This is a genomic window from Streptomyces sp. NPDC052101, from assembly GCF_040680235.1.
Classification (GTDB): domain Bacteria; phylum Actinomycetota; class Actinomycetes; order Streptomycetales; family Streptomycetaceae; genus Streptomyces.
Window position 1 is genome coordinate 225,374 of sequence record NZ_JBFAWH010000013.1, and the last position, 16,951, is coordinate 242,324.

Annotated in this window: 13 protein-coding genes; 3 read left to right on the plus strand and 10 right to left on the minus strand. The window is 71.2% G+C overall.

Features of this window, described 5'->3' with window-relative positions:
• Positions 1-41: 41 nt before the first annotated feature.
• From AB0L75_RS24030 to AB0L75_RS24050, 5 genes are all read right to left on the minus strand, one after another.
• A complete protein-coding gene (locus AB0L75_RS24030; RefSeq protein WP_365184170.1) occupies positions 42-2,384 on the minus strand; it encodes an FtsX-like permease family protein in 2,343 nt (780 codons plus the stop codon).
• Positions 2,381-3,070 carry an ABC transporter ATP-binding protein gene (locus tag AB0L75_RS24035; protein ID WP_365184173.1) on the minus strand — a complete coding sequence of 230 codons (690 nt, stop codon included), beginning with the start codon at positions 3,068-3,070 and terminating at the stop codon, positions 2,381-2,383. The genes AB0L75_RS24030 and AB0L75_RS24035 overlap by 4 nt, the downstream gene beginning before the upstream one ends.
• The gene (locus AB0L75_RS24040; protein ID WP_365184176.1) at positions 3,067-3,591 is read right to left on the minus strand and encodes a PadR family transcriptional regulator; all 525 of its coding nucleotides are present in this window, start codon (positions 3,589-3,591) and stop codon (positions 3,067-3,069) included. The genes AB0L75_RS24035 and AB0L75_RS24040 overlap by 4 nt, the downstream gene beginning before the upstream one ends.
• A gap of 94 nt (positions 3,592-3,685) precedes the next feature.
• The gene (locus tag AB0L75_RS24045) at positions 3,686-3,919 is read right to left on the minus strand and encodes a hypothetical protein (protein ID WP_031163798.1); all 234 of its coding nucleotides are present in this window, start codon (positions 3,917-3,919) and stop codon (positions 3,686-3,688) included.
• Positions 3,916-4,851: an SPFH domain-containing protein gene (locus tag AB0L75_RS24050; RefSeq protein ID WP_365184179.1), complete on the minus strand. Its 936-nt coding sequence runs from the start codon at positions 4,849-4,851 to the stop codon at positions 3,916-3,918. Before AB0L75_RS24050 ends, AB0L75_RS24045 begins: the two co-directional genes overlap by 4 nt.
• Positions 4,852-5,081: 230 nt before the next feature.
• Here AB0L75_RS24050 and AB0L75_RS24055 point away from each other — a divergent pair, with 230 nt between their 5' ends.
• Positions 5,082-7,448: a transglycosylase domain-containing protein gene (locus AB0L75_RS24055; protein WP_365184182.1), complete on the plus strand. Its 2,367-nt coding sequence runs from the start codon at positions 5,082-5,084 to the stop codon at positions 7,446-7,448.
• A gap of 113 nt (positions 7,449-7,561) precedes the next feature.
• On the opposite strand, the gene AB0L75_RS24060 is transcribed toward AB0L75_RS24055, so the two are convergent.
• From AB0L75_RS24060 to AB0L75_RS24075, 4 genes are all read right to left on the minus strand, one after another.
• Positions 7,562-8,014 carry a DUF2690 domain-containing protein gene (locus tag AB0L75_RS24060; protein ID WP_365184185.1) on the minus strand — a complete coding sequence of 151 codons (453 nt, stop codon included), beginning with the start codon at positions 8,012-8,014 and terminating at the stop codon, positions 7,562-7,564.
• Positions 8,015-8,199: 185 nt separating this feature from the next.
• On the minus strand, positions 8,200-10,302 hold the full coding sequence (locus AB0L75_RS24065; protein WP_365184187.1) for a SpoIIE family protein phosphatase: 2,103 nt from the start codon (positions 10,300-10,302) through the stop codon (positions 8,200-8,202).
• A gap of 320 nt (positions 10,303-10,622) precedes the next feature.
• On the minus strand, positions 10,623-11,312 hold the full coding sequence (locus AB0L75_RS24070; RefSeq protein WP_365184189.1) for a DUF402 domain-containing protein: 690 nt from the start codon (positions 11,310-11,312) through the stop codon (positions 10,623-10,625).
• 84 nt (positions 11,313-11,396) lie between these two features.
• Positions 11,397-12,794 (minus strand): class II fumarate hydratase, encoded by a 1,398-nt coding sequence (locus tag AB0L75_RS24075; RefSeq protein WP_365184191.1) that lies wholly within the window; start codon positions 12,792-12,794, stop codon positions 11,397-11,399.
• A gap of 103 nt (positions 12,795-12,897) precedes the next feature.
• On the opposite strand from AB0L75_RS24075, the gene AB0L75_RS24080 reads away from it, so the two are divergent.
• Positions 12,898-14,403 (plus strand): ricin-type beta-trefoil lectin domain protein, encoded by a 1,506-nt coding sequence (locus AB0L75_RS24080; RefSeq protein ID WP_365184193.1) that lies wholly within the window; start codon positions 12,898-12,900, stop codon positions 14,401-14,403.
• Positions 14,404-14,487: 84 nt separating this feature from the next.
• Here the strand turns inward: AB0L75_RS24080 and AB0L75_RS24085 are convergent, their stop codons facing one another.
• Positions 14,488-15,849, minus strand: coding sequence for a macro domain-containing protein (locus AB0L75_RS24085; RefSeq protein WP_365184195.1), 1,362 nt, complete (start codon positions 15,847-15,849; stop codon positions 14,488-14,490).
• A 191-nt stretch (positions 15,850-16,040) separates the two neighbouring features.
• Here AB0L75_RS24085 and AB0L75_RS24090 point away from each other — a divergent pair, with 191 nt between their 5' ends.
• Positions 16,041-16,880 carry a macro domain-containing protein gene (locus tag AB0L75_RS24090; RefSeq protein WP_365184197.1) on the plus strand — a complete coding sequence of 280 codons (840 nt, stop codon included), beginning with the start codon at positions 16,041-16,043 and terminating at the stop codon, positions 16,878-16,880.
• The last annotated feature ends 71 nt before the right edge of the window (positions 16,881-16,951 follow it).

The window sequence follows — 16,951 nt, forward strand, 5'->3', positions numbered from 1 at the left end:
CCGGAGTGGCGGCTGCGCCGCCTGCTCCGACCCGCCCCCGCCTACTCCGTACGCAATCCCTCCGGGCGCATCAGCCGCAGCAGCGGCGGCAGGCTGAGGACTGTGACCGTGAGGACCACCGCCGCGCCCGCGGCTGCCATCGACAGTACGCTCGCCCAGTCCACGCCCACGGTCGCGCCCACCATCTTCAGCAGCACCGCGCCCAGGGTCAGTCCGACGGCCGAGGCGAGCAGCAGGCCCAGTGCGATCGGGATCGCCGTCTGCCACAGCACCGACATGCTCAGGGTGCGCCGCCGGGTGCCGAAGGCGACCAGCGACGACAGCAGCTTCCTGCGCTCGCGCAACTGCTCCAGCTGGGAGACCAGCAGGCTCGCGCCGATCAGTGCCAGCACACAGATGGCGCCGGCGAACGTACCGGTGCGGATCGAGGTGAACTGCCTGGAACGCTCGGTGGACGACCACACCATCGCGTCCGCCAGCGGGTCGATGCGGGCCGCGGTGTTGCGGACGTACTCGTGCACGTCCGGAAGGGACTCGTCCAGCGCGAGGTACACCGATCCGGTCAGCGCGGCGCTCATCCGGGGGGACATGGCGGCCGGTGTCATCAGCACACCGCTCTCCTTGATCCCGGACGGGCCGGTGAGCGCGCGGCCCTGCTTCAGGCCGCCAGGCACGGTCCACAGGAGGTCCGGGCCGGTGTCCCTGCCGGCGCTCGTGTCGACGTGGAGGGTGCGGCCGGGCCGGGCGAGCTTCGCCACGTCGGTGTCCCGGTCCCCGCCGCTCACCGCGAAGACGTCCCCGTCGTGGCAGGTCGGCAGGGCGGCCATCGTACGCAGCGAGGCGCAGGTGCCGACGGTGAGACCGACGGTGTTGTCCGGCCCGCTGTCGGAGGTCCAGCGCCGGTCGCCCAGTTCGGTTTCGCCCAGCGAGATGGCCTGCCGTACGCCCTTGGTCGCGGCGAACTTCTCGGCGGCCGGGAGGAAGGGAACACCGCGCTCCAGGCTGACCTGCATCTGCACGCGGTCGGTGTCCTGTGCGGTGGACTTGGTGAAGTCGCCCTGGATCCCCGCGAACAGCATCTGCAGGGCGATCGCACCGGCCACCGCGACCGCGATGCCGTTGACCATGCGGGCCGCCGTGCCGCTGCTCAGCTGCAGCCGCCGTACGGCCAGTTGCCAGGCCACCCCGCCGCGCCCGAGCCGGGCCACGAACGCCTCGACGACCCACGGCAGCAGCGCGGTCACGCCGACGAGCAGCAGCAGGACGCCGCCGATCACCAGGTACTCGTTGAAGGTGCCGTTGTTCCGGCCCTGGCCGATCATCGGCGCGAGGCAGGCCAGTCCGGCCAGCGGCAGCAGCAGCCGCCACCACAGCCGGCGGCGCGCCGGCTTGGCCGTACGGACCACGCCCAGCGGTTCGATGACCACCCCGCGCAGCGCGAACAGCGTCACCAGCACCGCGGCCGCCGGCACGGCGACGGCGACCAGGGCGGCTAGTGCCGGGGAGGGATCGAGGTAGCTGGGGAAGACGCTGATGCCCACGAGTTCGACCGAACCGGCCAGTTGGCGGCCGAGCAGGAAGAAGACCGTGCCGAAGGCCAGCCCGACCAGCGATCCGGCGAGCGCCTCGCCGGCCGCGATCCGCCGGGTCATCCGGCTGTCGGAGCCCACCAGCCGCAGCGCCGCCAGCCTGCGGTCGCGCCGCTCGCCGCCGAACCGCACGGCCGTGGCGATGAACACGGCGACCGGCATCAGCAGCACCACGAAGACGACCAGCACCAGCAGGATCAGCACCGGTTCGGTCTTGTCCGGCGGTGACGCCTGCGGAGGCCCGAAGTGGGTGATCCGGGTCGTCCGCCAGTTCTTCGTGTGCGCGGCCAGGTCCTTCGCCCCGGCGTAGTAGGCGAGTTCGTGCGAGCCGACGAGTCCGGGCTCGCCGATCGTCCCGACGATCCGGTACGGCAGCCGCTCGCGCAGCAGCTTCCCGTCCGCCGAGCCGAGGAGGTTCTTCAGCGCGGGGGAGACGACCATCTCGCCCGGCGCGGGGTACTTCGACAGGCCGGGGGCGATCGGTGCCCGCGGCCCCTCGGGCTCCACCAGCCGGCCGCGTACGTCGCTGCCCCGGAAGGAGCTGTCGGCGTCGGAGATCACCAGGGTGTTCGCGGCCTTGGCGGGGTGCGCGCCGAAGAGGTAGTCCATGCGGTCCTGGTTGCGCTGGTCGCGTACCGCCAGCGCGTTCGGGATCGCGGTCGTCAGCAGCAGCAGCGCCACGCCCAGGCCTACGCCGACGGCCGTCAGCAGCATCCGGATCCAGCCCTCGCGCCCGCCGGTGAACGCGAACCGGACGCCCATGCCGAGGTCCCGGGTCCACTGCCGGGCATTCATATGGCGCGCTCCATGTCCCGGGACTTGCCGTCGCGTACGACGATCTCCCGGTCGGAGTAGGCGGCCACCCGGGCCTCGTGCGTGACCAGGACGACGGCCGCGTTGGCGGAGCGGGCCGCATCGGTCAGCAGCTCCATCACCCGCTCGCCGTTGAGGGAGTCCAGCGCGCCGGTCGGCTCGTCGGCGAACACCACCCGGGGCGAGGTGACCAGCGCCCGCGCCACCGCGACCCGCTGTCCCTGGCCTCCGGAGACCTCGCCGGGCCGCTTGCCCCTGAGGTCGTCCACCTCCAGGCGTTCCATCCAGCCGAGCGCGGCCTTCTCAGCCTGCTTGCGGGAGGTGCCGTTCAGCCGCAGCGGCAGCGCCACGTTCTCCACGCAGGTCAGCTCCGGTACGAGCTGCCCGAACTGGAAGACGAACCCGAACTCGCTGCGCCGCAGCGCACTGCGTTCGGTGTCGCTCATGCCGGCCAGCTCGCGGCCGTCGTAGACGATGGATCCGGAGTCGGGCGGCACGATGCCGGCGAGGCAGTGCAGCAGTGTCGACTTGCCGGAGCCGGAGGGGCCCATCACGGCGACGACCTCGCCGGGGTGGATGGAGAACTCGGCGCCGTCGAGCGCGACCGTGGGGCCGTAGGCCTTGTGCAGGTTCTCGGCGGCGAGCAGGGAGCCGGCGGGAGCGGTCATCGGGTCACCTCCGCATGGAGCTTGTCCAGGCGCGCGGCGGTCAGTTCCAGCCAGCGCAGGTCGGCCTCCAGGTGGAACAGCGCGTGGTCGCAGACCAGCTGGTCCGCGAGATCGCCCTTGCGCTTGCGGTCGGTCAGGATCCGCATGCTGCGCAGGTGCTCGGCGCGCTGGGTGTCGAGTATGTCGGCCGCGTTCCGGTGGGTCAGCAGCGCGAGGACGACCTTGGTGTACAGGGTCGACTGGAGGTACTCCTCCGGCTTCTCCGGGGTCGCGAGCCAGCGCTCGACGTCGGTGATGCCGGCGTGGGTGATGGCGTAGCGCTTGCGCTCGGGGCCGCCGCCGGCCTCGATGCCGTCGACCTCCACGAGGCCGTGCTTCAGCAGCCGGGACATCGTGGAGTAGACCTGGCCGTAGTGCAGCGGCCGGTCGTGACCGAACTTCTCGTCGAAGGCCCGCTTCAGGTCGTAGCCGTGTCGCGGGCCGGACTCCAGGAGCCCCAGCAGGGTGTGACCGATGGACATGCGGAGCACTCTACACACGGTGTATACGCGGCATGTATACGTGGAGTGTTCCGATCATGGCCCGCTGTACGGCGGTCCAGGTGGGGGCCGATTGTCACGGTTCCGAAACGGGCGGGCGGCCGCGACGAGGCAGCGGCCCGGTCTCCTTCGGCAGCCGTCCCGCCTCCGCCAGCGCCTTGCGCAACAGGAACTCGATCTGCGCGTTCGCCGACCGCAGCTCGTCCCCGGCCCACCGGGCCAGCGCCTCGTACACCGACGGGTCGAGCCGCAGCAGCACCTGCTTGCGCTGCTGCGGCCGTCGCTTCGGAGCCTCTGAGGGGTCCGTCACTGGTAGAGGGTGCCGGTGTTGAGGACCGGCTGCGGGGCCCGGTCTCCGCACAGCACGACCATCAGGTTGGACACCATCGCCGCCTTCCGTTCCTCGTCCAGTTCCACGATGTCCGCCTCGGAGATCCGGGCGAGCGCCGCCTCGACCATGCCGACCGCGCCGTCCACGATCTGCCGACGCGCCGCCACGACCGCCCCCGCCTGCTGCCGCTGGAGCATCGCCGAGGCGATCTCGGGAGCGTAGGCGAGATGCGTGAAGCGTGACTCGATGATCTCAACTCCGGCCGCCTCCACGCGCACTTGCAGCTCGACGGCCAGCTTCTCGGTGATCTCCTCGGCGTTGCCGCGCAGCGACAGGCCGGCCTCGTCGTGGGCGTCATAGGGGTACTCGATCGCGATGTGCCGCACGGCCGTCTCGGTCTGCGTGGCGACGAACTCGGCGAAGTCGTCCACCTCGAAGGTGGCCTGCGCGGTGTCCTGCACCTTCCAGACCACGACCGCGGCCAGCTCGATCGGGTTGCCGTAGGCGTCGTTGACCTTCAGTACGGCGGTCTCGTGGTTGCGGACCCGGGTGGAGATCCGGGTCCGCGAGGTGAAGGGGTTCACCCAGCGCAGGCCGTCCTGCCGGATCGTGCCCCGGTAGCGCCCGAAGAGCTGGACGACCCGGGCCTCGCCGGGCGCCACCGTGTTCAGTCCGCGCACCGAGATGACGCCGGCGAGGAAGACGACGACGCCCGCGACGATGAGCGCGGCCTTGGCACCGGCGGCGGAGACCGTGGAGGCGGTGACGAACAGCGCGATGCCGGCGCCGAGCCCGAGCAGGCCGAGCAGCAGGGCGAGCCCGCCGCCGATGCTGTGCGCCGTGAACTCGCGCACCCGCGGGGCGGGCATCTCGGGTACGTCGGCGCCGGCGGCCGGGTTGTGTGCGGACATGGGTGGTCCCCGTTTCTCCTGCGGCCTGCCGCGGCAGGCCTAGCTTGCTTCTAGCTAAGTGATATCACTTTTACTCGTCGAAGCAACCCTGTGACCTCCACAGCCGTCGGTTCCCTTGGAGCAGGTGCTCATTGTCACGTCCGCAAAAGAGCGGATCGGACGTCCTTTGTCATATAGGCGGGTGTTAGCTTTCGGAGCTGACCCCGAGACGGAAGCGAGCGTAGGGACCGATGGGACGAGCGGAAGAGAGACGAGCGCGACAGCGTGGTGGCCACCGCGCGGCGCCCAAGCCCCGCCGCTCCAGGCCCACGGGGGAGACGCCCACGGCGGAGACGTCCAGGGCGGAGACGTCCAGGGCGGACAGGCCCAGGCCGGAGAAGAAGCCCCTCATACGCCGGATCTTCACCTGGAAGAAGGTCCTCGGCACGTTCTTCGGGCTGTGCCTGCTGATGATCGCGACCTTCATCGGCCTGTACATGTACGTGGACATCCCGGCGGGCAACGCCGCCGCCCAGTTGCAGAGCAACATCTACAAGTACAGCGACGGCACGATGCTCGCCCGCACCGGCGACCTCAACCGTGAGAGCGTCGACCTCGCCGAGGTCCCCAAGGACGTCCAGCGCACCTTCGTCGCGGCGGAGAACAAGTCGTTCTACCACGACGCCGGCGTCGACCTGAGGGGCACCGCCCGCGGTGTGCTCAACACCCTCATGGGGCGCGGCACGCAGGGCGGTTCGACGATCACCCAGCAGTACGTCAAGAACTACTACCTGGACCAGAACCAGACCGTCTCGCGCAAGCTGAAGGAACTGGTCATCTCGCTGAAGCTGGACCGCCAGAAGTCCAAGGACTACATCCTCGCGGGCTACATCAACACCAGCTACTACGGCCGCGGCGCCTACGGCATCCAGGCCGCGGCACAGGCGTACTACCACAAGGACGCCAAGAGTCTCACCGTCCAGGAGGGCGCCTACCTCGCGGCGCTGCTCCAGGCGCCGAACCAGTACGACTGGGCGCTCGCCACCGACACGGGCAAGAAGCTGGCGCAGGCCCGCTGGAACTACGTCCTGGACAACATGGTCAAGCAGCAGTGGCTGGACGCGGGCAAGCGCCAGGCCATGACCTTCCCGGTGCCGAAGGCGCCCAAGGCGGCCCCCGGCATGAAGGGCCAGACCGGCTACCTGGTGGACGCGGCCAACGCGCAGCTGGAGAAGCAGCTGGTCGCCCAGGGCAAGGCCAACTCCCTCGGTGACGCCGAGGCGTTGGTGAAGAAGGGCGGCTGGACCATCACGCTCAACATCGACCGGAAGAAGGAGCGCCAGCTGGAGCAGGCCGTCAAGGAGCAGCTGACCAGCAAGCTGGACGCGAACAAGCGCTCCGTCGACGGCGATGTCCAGCCCGGTGCCGTGTCCGTCGACCCGAAGACGGGCAAGGTCCTCGCCATGTACGGCGGCGCGGACTACTTCAAGCACTACACCAACAACGCGACCCGCCGCGACTACCAGCCCGCCTCCACCTTCAAGCCGGTGATCCTGGCCGCCGCTCTCGCCGAGGGCGCCCAGACGCAGGACAACCAGCCCATCACGGCGAGCACGATCTACGACGGCACCAGCGGCCGCGAGGTCGTCGACCACGGCAGCAAGGTCGGCTTCGGCCCGCCCAACGAGGACCACACGGACTACGGCCCCATCACCGTCCAGACGGCCATGAACCAGTCCGTCAACTCCGTCTTCGCGCAGATGGGCGTCGATGTGGGCATGGACAAGGTGATGTCCGTGGCCGGCAAGCTCGGTATGGACACCAAGGGCATGGAAGCGGTCCCCGCGCAGACGCTGGGCTCCATGGGCGCGAGCCCGCTGGAGATGGCAGGCATCTACGCGACCTTCGCCAACCACGGCGTGAAGGTCACCCCGGCGATCATCAAGTCGGCCGAGCACAAGGACAGCACTGTCACCCTGCCGGACCCGATCGGCGACCAGGTGATCCCCCGCGAGGCCGCCGACACGGTCACCTCGGTGCTCACCGGCGTGGTCGACGACGGTACGGCCAACGAGTCGGTGGCGAAGAACCCGGAGCGCAACGGCCAGCAGGTCGCCGGCAAGACGGGTACGTCCGACAAGAACAAGTCGGCCTGGTTCACCGGCTACACCCCCGGCCTGGTCACCTCGGTCGGCCTGTTCGGCGAGGACGCCAAGACCCACGCCCAGGTTCCGCTGACGGGCGCCACGGGCCTCATCACCAAAGGCGGCGGCCGTATCAACGGTGGTACCTACCCGGCGAAGATCTGGGCCGCGTACACCTTCGGGGCGATGGCCAGCGTCAGCAAGTTCGACCTGGAGACCACGCAGGGCGCCGCCGTCCAGCCGACCCAGACGCCGACGTTCAGCCCGACCCCGTCCCACACGCCGACGCACAGTCCGTCCAGCAAGCCGTCGACCTCCACGTCGCCGTCCCACACGCCGACGCACAAGCCGACCCAGACGCCCACGCAGACGCCGACGCAGACCCCCACGCAGACGCCGACGCAGACGCCGACGGGCGGCACCACGCCCGAGAACCCGCTCGATCCGGGTGGCGGCCAGAACTTCGGCCAGTAACGCAGGCGGGCCCGTATCCGAGCCGTGGCACGGATACGGGCCGCAAGGAAGGACCGGTGCGTCCGACGAGTTCCGGTCAGCCGGTCATCCGGCGGTCCGGCGTCGCGGCGGCACTAGAACTTGCTGCTGCACTGCAGCGGGTACAGGTCGCTGTCGAAGCGGACGCACACGCGGTACTCGAACTCCGGACCGCCGAGCATGTTCGACCAGTCGGTCTGGCCGTAGCCGGGCGTCCTGACGGACAGGGACTTCAGCAGCTTGCCGTCGAGGCTCCACTTCTCGATGGTCGCGGTGGAGTCGTAGACCGACGGGTCCGCGTTGTTCTTGATCCGCACCCAGCCGGCCAGGCAGTCGGCCGACCAGCGCAGTTCGGCCACTCGGCCGTTGCTGTTCACCGTCCGCTTCGTGGAGCTGCTGGCGTCGCACCTGTAGGTGGCCGGGCCCTTGTTGTCGCACCCGGCGCCGGAACAGCCGCCGGCGGCGTACGACGTACCCGCCAGCGGCACCATCGACATCGTCGCCGCTGCCACACCGATGAGCGCCAGCCTGGCTGTGATCTTGCGCATGGCTGAACTTCCCCCCTCAGGAACATGGAGCGCACCCGGCCGGTCAGTGCCGTGCGCGCTGTCGGCTGGTGATCTTTCCGCCGACCAAGTGAGACTGATTCACATCCGGCACTCCAGTCAATGAAATCCTCAAGGATCTTTTGCCTTCAGGACACGTTGACCGAAAAGCGACTCGCTGTGCGCGCTCAGTCCTGCGGGGCCGTGTAGTTGACCTCGAACCACACCACCTTGCCGGTGCTCAGCCGGGTCGCGCCCCAGCGCCGGGCCAGCCTGTTGACCAGATACAGGCCGCGCCCGCCCTCGTCGGTGGCCCGCGCCTGCCGCAGGCGCGGCAGCTGCGGCACATCGTCGCCGACCTCGCAGCGCAGCACGTCCGTGCGCAGCAGCCGCAGCGTCACCGGCCGGGAGGCGTACCGTACGGCGTTGGTCACGACCTCGCTGACCAGCAGCTCCACCGAGTCCGACAGGTCCTCCAGGCCCCAGCGGGCGAGCGCGCGCCGGGCCAGCCGGCGGGCCTGGCCGGGGGCGGTCTCCTCCGGCTCCAGCCGCCAGTAGGCGACATCGCTCGGCGCGATCCCGTCGAAGCGGGCCGCGAGCAGCGCGATGTCGTCGTCCCGGTCGCCCGGCCCGAGCATGTCCAGCACCTCGTCGCACAGGGCTTCCAGCGGCGGCGGATGGTCGGGGCCGGTCAACTGGGCGGTCGCGGCGAGCTTTTCGCGTAGTTGCTCTATGCCGGTCCACACGTCCCGCAGCCGGGACTCCACCAGGCCGTCGGTGTAGAGGAGCAGCGTGGCCCCGGCGGGCGCGTCCAGCTCGACGGCCTCGAAGTCGACGCCTCCGACGCCGATGGGCGCGCCCGGCGGCACCCGCAGCACCTCGGCCCGGCCGCCCAGGTGCAGCAGCACCGGTGGGGGATGGCCGGCGTTGGCGATGGTGATGCGGTGCGTGACCGGGTCGTAGACCGCGTACAGACAGGTCGCCATGCGGTCGGTGCCGAGCCGCTGCGCCTGCTCGTCCAGGTGGTGCAGCACCTCCTGCGGCGGCAGGTCGAGCCCGGCCAGTGTCTGCGCGGTCGTGCGCAGCTGGCCCATGATCGCCGCCGAGGTCATGGAGTGGCCCATGACATCACCGACGACGAGGGCGACCCGGCTGCCGGGCAGCGGGATCGCGTCGTACCAGTCGCCGCCGACCCGCGCGGTCTCGGCGGCCGGCAGATAGCGCGAGGCGAGCCGCACGCCGGTCGGGCGGGGCAGGGTCTCGGGCAGCATGGTGCGCTGCAGCTCGTCGGCGATGTAGGCCTCCCGGCCGTACAGCACCGCCTTGTCGATGCCGAGCGCGCTGTGCGTGGCCAGCTGGGCCGCCACCAGCAGATCGTCGGCCTCGAAGGCGAGCCGCTCCGGGCGGCGCAGGAACAGCGCCGCGCCGATCACCCGGCGTCGGCCGCGCAGCGGCGCGAGGATCGCGTGCTGCCCGGACGGCACGACCGCCTCGCTGCCCTCGCCGAGCAGCTCGGGCAGCGCGGCCCGGGCGGCGGGCGAGTCGGCGAACACCGGCCGCACCCCGCGCAGTACCTCGTTCAGCGCGCCGCCGGGCCGCACCTCGCACAACTCGGTGGTGAGCGAGGACAGCTCGGCCAGCGCGCTCGGCTCCGGCTCCGGGTCGAAGGCGGGCGGCAGCAGCACACCGTCGGTGTCCCGCTCCTCCGGGATCCGGTCGCTGCGGCGCAGCCGCAGCACCACCGGCCCGACGGGCCGCTCGTCGCCGACCGGCAGCGGGTCGCGCAGATAGACCAGGATGGCGTCCGAGAACGTCGGCACGGTCGCCCGGCACAGGCCCATCACGATCTCGTCCAGATCCAGGCCGCGCGCGATCCTGCGGGTGGCCGCGCCCACGAATCTGAGCCGGTCCCCGTCGCGCCGCATCGGCATCGGCCGACCCGGCGGCAGGCCGCGCCCGGTACGGCGGTCCTCACCGCCCGGCGACCGCTCCTGCTCGGCGCCGGGCTGCGGCGGAATGCCCTCCGGCGCGGGGCGCGGGCGGTGTGCGCCGGGCTCGGCGGCGGCGGGCTGGGAGTGCTCGGGGCCGTTGACTGGGGGCTCCTTCCCCTTGCCGTCCTTTGCCTGGCCACAGGGTGTGGCTGTGCCCGGCCCGGAGGGGGCTCCCTCCGCCCGGACCTGCGCCGGTAAGGCCGGGGTGGCGGCGGGCTTCGGGGCACGCCGGAGCGCCCCGCGGCCTTCCGCGGGGTCGGCGCCCTGGGGGCGCTCGAAGGAGGTGGGCTGCTCCGTCACGCGTGTCGCATCCATCCGTACGGCGCTGCGCGCCGGGCGCGCAGTTGGTCCCGCAGAAGTCCCGATACCCGCAATACGTGCCCCAGGAACGGATTTCCCGCGTGCTCAGAGGTGGTTCCTGTGCCCTGGTGCCCCTCGCTCACGTGCTGCCGCCCCTCGGTGACGATCGGTCAAGCTCGGCCCATGCCCCGGTAGTTGCTTGTGTGCGCCCCTCCCGCCACCCGACCACCACCCCTCGACGACAGTGCTTCACACTGCCCCCGACTATCGGTTTGCGGAGGACGATCCTACGTTTTGTGCCCGGGGGCGCATCAAGGGTCTCATGAGGACACGTGCGCGGGTGTACGGTCCCAGTCCTCGGGGAGAGAAGGTACCGCCCAGGACGGATCCGGGCGCCAGTACTGCCAGTCATCCGCGAACGGCGTCCCCCAGCCCTCGATCACCTCCACCGCGTCCCGTCCCGCCGCCCGGACCCGCTCGGCGGTGGCCGCGTCCATCAGCCCGTCCCGCTGGGCCTGCGTGAACTCGTCCTCGTCGCGCCAGTGCCAGCTGCGGTCCGGGTGCACGGAGATGTCCAGGAAGTAGTCCTCGGAGTCCACCCCGCCCGCCCAACGGGCCAGGGGCGCCTCAAGGTTGACGTACCAGTTCTTGAACCGCCAGCCCGGCTCCCAGAAAAGCCACACAGACCAGGGCCGGCCGGGCTGGGCCAGCTTCAGCACGCCCGTGCCGAACCAGAGGTCCCGCTGCACCGTGCGCGGCTTGGTGTAGCGGGACTGAAGCGGCTCCAGATGCACGGGCGTGCCGTCGGCCAGGGCCGGCTTCATGCACTCGGTGCCGGGGGCCAGCCACACCGCGAGCAGTTCCTCGTCGTCGCGTACGACGGTGACGGGCCGGGCGATGTGGAAGTGCTCGCCGGCGTTCTCCCGGTAGCGCCACAGGATCCGGGTCCCGGGGGTCCAGTGGGGCACAGGTCCCCCGTCCACGCGTGTCACCGCTCCGTCGTCCGTCATGGACAGATATTAGGTGCCGTAGGCATACGACGCTGCGGTGCACATCACGGGTCCGGGCCGGTGGCCGGAAAGGTTCGCCGGCGGTTACGGGCGCGTCATACGCAGGACATCCAGCGCCTCGTCGAGCTGCTCCAGGGTCAGCTCGCCGCGCTCGACGTACCCGCCCTCCAGCACGACCTGGCGGATCGTCTTCCGTTCGGCGAGGGACTTCTTGGCGACCTTCGAGGCCTCCTCGTAGCCGATGTACTTGTTGAGCGGGGTGACCACGGAGGGGGAGGACTCGGCGTACTCGCGGGTCCGCTCCCGGTCCGCGGTGATGCCGTCGACCGTCCGGTCGGCCAGCAGCCGCGAGACGTTCGCGAGCAGCCGGATCGATTCGAGCACGTTCTTCGCGATGACCGGGAGCATGACGTTCAGCTCGAAGTTCCCGGCGGCCCCGGCGGTGGCGATGGTGGCGTCGTTGCCGACGACCTGGGCGGCGACCATCAACACGGCTTCCGGTACGACCGGGTTGACCTTGCCCGGCATGATCGACGAGCCCGGCTGAAGATCGGGCAGCCGGATCTCGGCGAGCCCGGTGCGGGGCCCGGAGGACATCCAGCGCAGATCGTTGGCGATCTTGGTCAGTCCGACCGCGATGGTCCGCAGCTGTCCGCTGGTCTCCACGATCCCGTCCCGGGCGCCCTGCGCCTCGAAGTGGTCGCGGGCCTCGGTGAGCGGCAGCCCGGTGGCCCGGGCCACCTCCTGGATGACGGCGGCGGAGAAACCGGGCGGGGTGTTGATGCCGGTGCCGACGGCGGTGCCGCCCAGCGGCAGCTCGGCGAGGCGGGGGAGGGAGGCGTCGAGCCGCTCGATGCCGTAGCGGATCTGGGCGGCGTACCCGCCGAACTCCTGGCCCAGCGTCACCGGCGTCGCGTCCATCAGATGCGTCCGCCCCGACTTCACGACGTCGGCGAACTCCTCGGACTTGCGGGTCAGGGACGCCGCCAGGTGCGCCAGCGCCGGAATCAGATCGTGCGTGACGGCCGCGGTGGCGGCGATGTGGAGGGAGGACGGGAACACGTCGTTGGACGACTGCGAGGCGTTGACATGGTCGTTGGGGTGCACGTCCCGGCCCAGCCGCTCGCTCGCCAGGGTCGCGATGACCTCGTTGGTGTTCATGTTGGACGAGGTCCCGGAACCGGTCTGGAACACATCCACCGGGAAGTGCTCGTCCCAGGCCCCCGCGGCGACCTCGGCGGCCGCCTCCTGGATCGCCTCGGCGATCTCCTTGTCCAGGACGCCGAGTTCGGCGTTCACCTTCGCGGCGGCCGCCTTGATCCGGGCCAGCGCCTCGATGTGCGCCCGCTCCAGCCGCTGCCCGGACACGGGAAAGTTCTCCACGGCGCGCTGCGTCTGGGCCCGCCACTTGGCATGGGCCGGGACCCGGACCTCACCCATCGAGTCGTGCTCGATCCGGTACCGCGGCTCTTCGCTCGTCATCGTCGTACCTCCGAAAAGGTGAGCACTTGTCGCCGCATGTGTATTCCCTCTGTGACTACTCGCCAGTAAATACCCGGAGTAACACCTGCTTCGGGGAGGCGTCATGCAACGCGTCAGGTCCAGGATCAGATGTACGGCCGTCGCTGTCGCGGCGACCGCCACCGTGCTCGCGGGCCTCGCGGCCCCCGCCGCCCATGCGGCCCCGACCTCCACCCCCTTGCCGGCCGGCCTGGAGAGGATCCGCGCCGCCGAGGCCACCGCCCTCTACGGCGACTCCGCCGAGCGGCCCCCGGCCGACCGCAAGACCGCGCTGATCTCCCTCGGCGACAGCGAGATCTCCGGCGAGGGCGTCGGCACCTACGAACCGGGCACCGACGGCCCGGACAACTGGTGCCACCGCTCGCCCGACTCCGCCATCCACCGCACCGGCATCCCTGCGGACGTCACCTACAACGTCGCCTGTTCGGGTGCCTCCACCGGCAACATCCGCATCGGCGGCAGCAAGCAGTACGCCGACGAACTCGTCCAGAGCGACAGCCTCGCCATCAAGGCCCGCAACACCCGGATCAAGATGATCGTGCTGGGCATCGGCGCCAACGACGACCTTCAGTTCGGCCCCGTCATGACCGACTGCGTCACCCGCTACGTCACCCTCCAGGGCCCCTGCGAACCCAAGTACGCGCCCGGCTGGCAGGCCCGCGTCGACGGCCTGGTCCCGAAGGTGGAGGCCACCGTCGCCGACCTGAGGACCGTCATGCGGGACGCCGGCTACGGCGACGACGACTACACACTCGTCCTCATGGGCTACCCGAGCCCCATCGGCCCCGACATCCACGACAACCCGAACTTCCCGGGCAAGCTCCCCGGCGGCTGCATGGGCTACGACTCCGACGCCGCCTGGGGCCGCAACACCGCCGTCCCGCTCTTCGAACGCGGCATGCGCAGGGCCGCCGAGGAGAGCGGCGCCTCCTACCTCGACAACTCCCGCCTCTTCCACGGCCACGAGGTCTGCATGGAGGACGCCTGGGCGCGCGGCCTGTACATCGACCTCACCAACCCCTTCCCGCCCGACTCCAACTCGGTACGCCAGTCCTTCCACCCCGACTACCGGGGCCACGGCGCCTTCGCGTCCTGCCTCACCCAGTTCTACGACTCCGGCTACCGCGAGGCGGGCTGCGCCGACCCGGCAAGCACCGGCAGTCCCAAGCTGTACCCGGGCGCCTGGGACGACGCCTTCCGGCCGCTGACCGACCAGGCCACCGGGAACTGCCTCGACGCGTCCGGGGGTTCGAGCGCGAACGGCACCGAGGTGATCGGCTGGGACTGCCACGGCGGCCGTAACCAGGGCTGGTGGTACGACCCCGGACAGCGCTCCCTGCACCTGGAGCTGACCCACGACCGCTGCCTGGACGTGCCGGGCGGCGCCTACACCGCGGGCACCGGCCTGATCGTCTGGAACTGCCACGGCGGCACCAACCAGCAGTTCCTCCGCGACTCGGGGACCATCCGCCCGGCGGCGGCACCGGGGCTGTGCCTCACCCAGGCCGCGGCGAAGGACCGTGTCCGGCTGCAGAACTGCGACGGGTCGCCGGACCAGCGGCTCGGCTAGCCGACGCGGACCGGAAGCGTTTCGGAAGCGGGCGACGACTGTCGGCGGAAGCGCACGGGGACCTTTGCTGGGGGAGTGACCCGATCAACGCACCGTGGCCGGCGGGTAAGCCGGCCCCCGCTCGTCCGCCCCGCGCAAGAACGCCTCCACCGCCGACAGATCGGTCCGCTCCAGGTCGTCGGCGCGGACGACGATGCGCAACTCCGGGGAGACGGCCGGATCCTGACGCAGGCTCTGCATGAAGGTCTCCACGATCATCAGCACGAGCTGGGTCCGGTCGAGTTCGACGATCCGGGACAGGCCCATGCCGATCAGCGGTATCGCCACCGGTTTGAACAGCCCGTGCAGGGCGACCGTCGGCCACAGCCGGTCCAGGCTCAGCCGCAGGTCCGCCGGGCCGGACCGGGCGCGCAGATCGTTGCCCAGGCGGGAGTAGGCCAGCGCGAAGACACGGCGGGTGCCGACGGGCACCGCCACCACCGTACCGATGGGATAGCGGATGCGCCGGCCGCGCCGCTTCGCCCGGACGCTCTCCGTGGCCAGCGGGGTGAACGCCCCGAGGCCGCGGCGCAGTTTGTCGTCGAGGAGCCGGTGCCGGCCCCCGAAGAGCCGGTCGACGAGCTGGCCCTGCACGCTCTCCCGGCTTATCACGACGTCGTCGGCGAAGGTGTCGAAGGTGTCCGAGAACCCCACGACCAGATTGGTGTCCTGCTGGTCGAACAGGTCGCCGCGCACCACCACGACGTCCACCCGCAGCCCGCGCAGGGTGTGGCGCAGCAGCTCGTCGCCGTGCCGCTCGCGCAGCCGGGCGTTCAGCCGGGCGAGGACGGCGGCGGCCTCGGGGTCGCCCGGCCGCTCCAGGGCCGTCTGCTCGGCCACCGGCAGCGCCAGGTCGTAGCGGCCCAGCGCGGTGTGTCCGTGGACCAGCTCCCGCAGCGCGGTCTCCCGGAGCTGGACCAGCCGCCTGACCGGTGCGAGCGCGAACTCCTCCTCGTGCACCTCGGTCAGCGGCCGGCCGCGCCAGAGCCGCAGCGCCTCCGCGAGCAGCCGGACCGCGGAGGCCGGTGCCGCGCGCAGCGCGTCGCAGATCAGACGGGTGAACTCCGTGCTGTCCAACTCGTCCTCGGCGAGGTTCAGTTGGTAGGTGCTCTGGGTGCCGCGCCCGGACGGCAGCTGTCCCGTACGGATGATCCGGGCGCCGCGGCCGGGCCCGGCGAGGTCGAAAGCGCGCCGCAGCTCCAGGATCCGCTTCTGCACCTCGTTGCGGTTGCGCAGCTCCTGGCGCGGCAGTTCGACGGTCGGCTGCCACACGTCCCGGTACAGCCGGCGCGCGGTCACGGCCTCGCCCTCGGCGGCGACCAGGCGGACCAGCAGACGGGCCGTCAGCGGGGTGAGGCGTACCGGAGTGCCGTTCACGTCCAGCCGGGCGGGGCCCAGGACGCTCACGCGTACGCAGGATGTAAGGGTCTGCACGCGCCTCGCCCCCTCTGCCGCGTGACTGTCCGTCAGCGTACCAAGGGGACCTGGAGGGAATCATGCGATTGTCCGGTTTGCGATGGACCGGTTGGAGCCCGCCGTTCCGTCCCGTACGACCGCGACCGACGCTGCGGCTCCCGGGGTCGCGCCGCGGACGGCGGATGTTCCTGGGCAGTGTGCTGGCGGCCTTCGGTGCCGTGTCGGCCTTCGTGCAGTTCGTCGGGCAGCTGTACCCCCGTGCCGTGTCCCGCCCGGGAATGGTCCTCGCCGCCTCCGCCGCCCTCTGCCTGGCCTGGGGACTCGCCCGGGCGCGGCCGCAGTCCGCGGTACGGCAGGAGTTCCGCCGCCCCGCGATGACGGTGGTGGTCGAGGAGGGCGACCTCTTCGACCAGCCCGGCCATCTGGTGGTCGGGTTCACCGACACCTTCGACACCCGCGTGGACGACGGCGTCGTCATCAACGACGGCAGTGTGCAGGGCCAGTTGCTCGCCCGCCGCTACGACGGGGACGCCCCGCGACTGGACGCGGAACTGGCCGCCGCGCTGCACGGGGTGGCCCCGCTGGCGAGGGAGAGCGCGCGGGACAAGCCGCGGGGCAAGCGGGACCGGTATCCGATCGGGACCGTCGCCACCCTGGGCAGCCGGCCGCGGCTGGTCTTCGCCGTCGCCTACAGCCGCATGGGCAACGACTGCGTCGCCTCCTCCAGCGTGCACGACCTGTGGTTCGGCCTGGACCGGCTGTGGGACGCCGTCCACCGGCACGCCCAGCTCGAACGCGTCACCATGCCGCTGACCGGCGCGGGGCTCGCCCGGCTGCACGACCTCGACGAGGACAGCCTGCTGCGGCTGATCCTGCTCTCGTTCGTCGCACACTCCTGGGAGCGGACCGTCTGCCGCGAACTGCGCGTGCTGGTCCGCCCCGGCGAGCTGGGCCGGATCGACCTGCAGGAGACCGGTGCCTTCCTGGCGACCCTGGCGGCGGGCGCCCGGCGCCATGTGTGACACCGGGCGCCCGCCCAGGGCCCACCCGTGCGGTACGGGCCCTCCCCCGGTCAGCGGGCCCGTACCGCGGC

Excerpts from the sequence above, each read along its gene's own strand:
- AB0L75_RS24090 (WP_365184197.1), top strand. The coding sequence starts at position 16,041 with ATGTTCCTGGGCAGTGTGCTGGCGGCCTTCGGTGCCGTGTCGGCCTTC.
- AB0L75_RS24070 (WP_365184189.1), bottom strand. The coding sequence starts at position 11,312 with ATGACGGACGACGGAGCGGTGACACGCGTGGACGGGGGACCTGTGCCC.
- AB0L75_RS24035 (WP_365184173.1), bottom strand. The coding sequence starts at position 3,070 with ATGACCGCTCCCGCCGGCTCCCTGCTCGCCGCCGAGAACCTGCACAAG.
- AB0L75_RS24030 (WP_365184170.1), bottom strand. The coding sequence starts at position 2,384 with ATGAATGCCCGGCAGTGGACCCGGGACCTCGGCATGGGCGTCCGGTTC.
- AB0L75_RS24040 (WP_365184176.1), bottom strand. The coding sequence starts at position 3,591 with ATGTCCATCGGTCACACCCTGCTGGGGCTCCTGGAGTCCGGCCCGCGA.
- AB0L75_RS24055 (WP_365184182.1), top strand. The coding sequence starts at position 5,082 with ATGGGACGAGCGGAAGAGAGACGAGCGCGACAGCGTGGTGGCCACCGC.
- AB0L75_RS24075 (WP_365184191.1), bottom strand. The coding sequence starts at position 12,794 with ATGACGAGCGAAGAGCCGCGGTACCGGATCGAGCACGACTCGATGGGT.
- AB0L75_RS24080 (WP_365184193.1), top strand. The coding sequence starts at position 12,898 with ATGCAACGCGTCAGGTCCAGGATCAGATGTACGGCCGTCGCTGTCGCG.
- AB0L75_RS24050 (WP_365184179.1), bottom strand. The coding sequence starts at position 4,851 with ATGTCCGCACACAACCCGGCCGCCGGCGCCGACGTACCCGAGATGCCC.
- AB0L75_RS24060 (WP_365184185.1), bottom strand. The coding sequence starts at position 8,014 with ATGCGCAAGATCACAGCCAGGCTGGCGCTCATCGGTGTGGCAGCGGCG.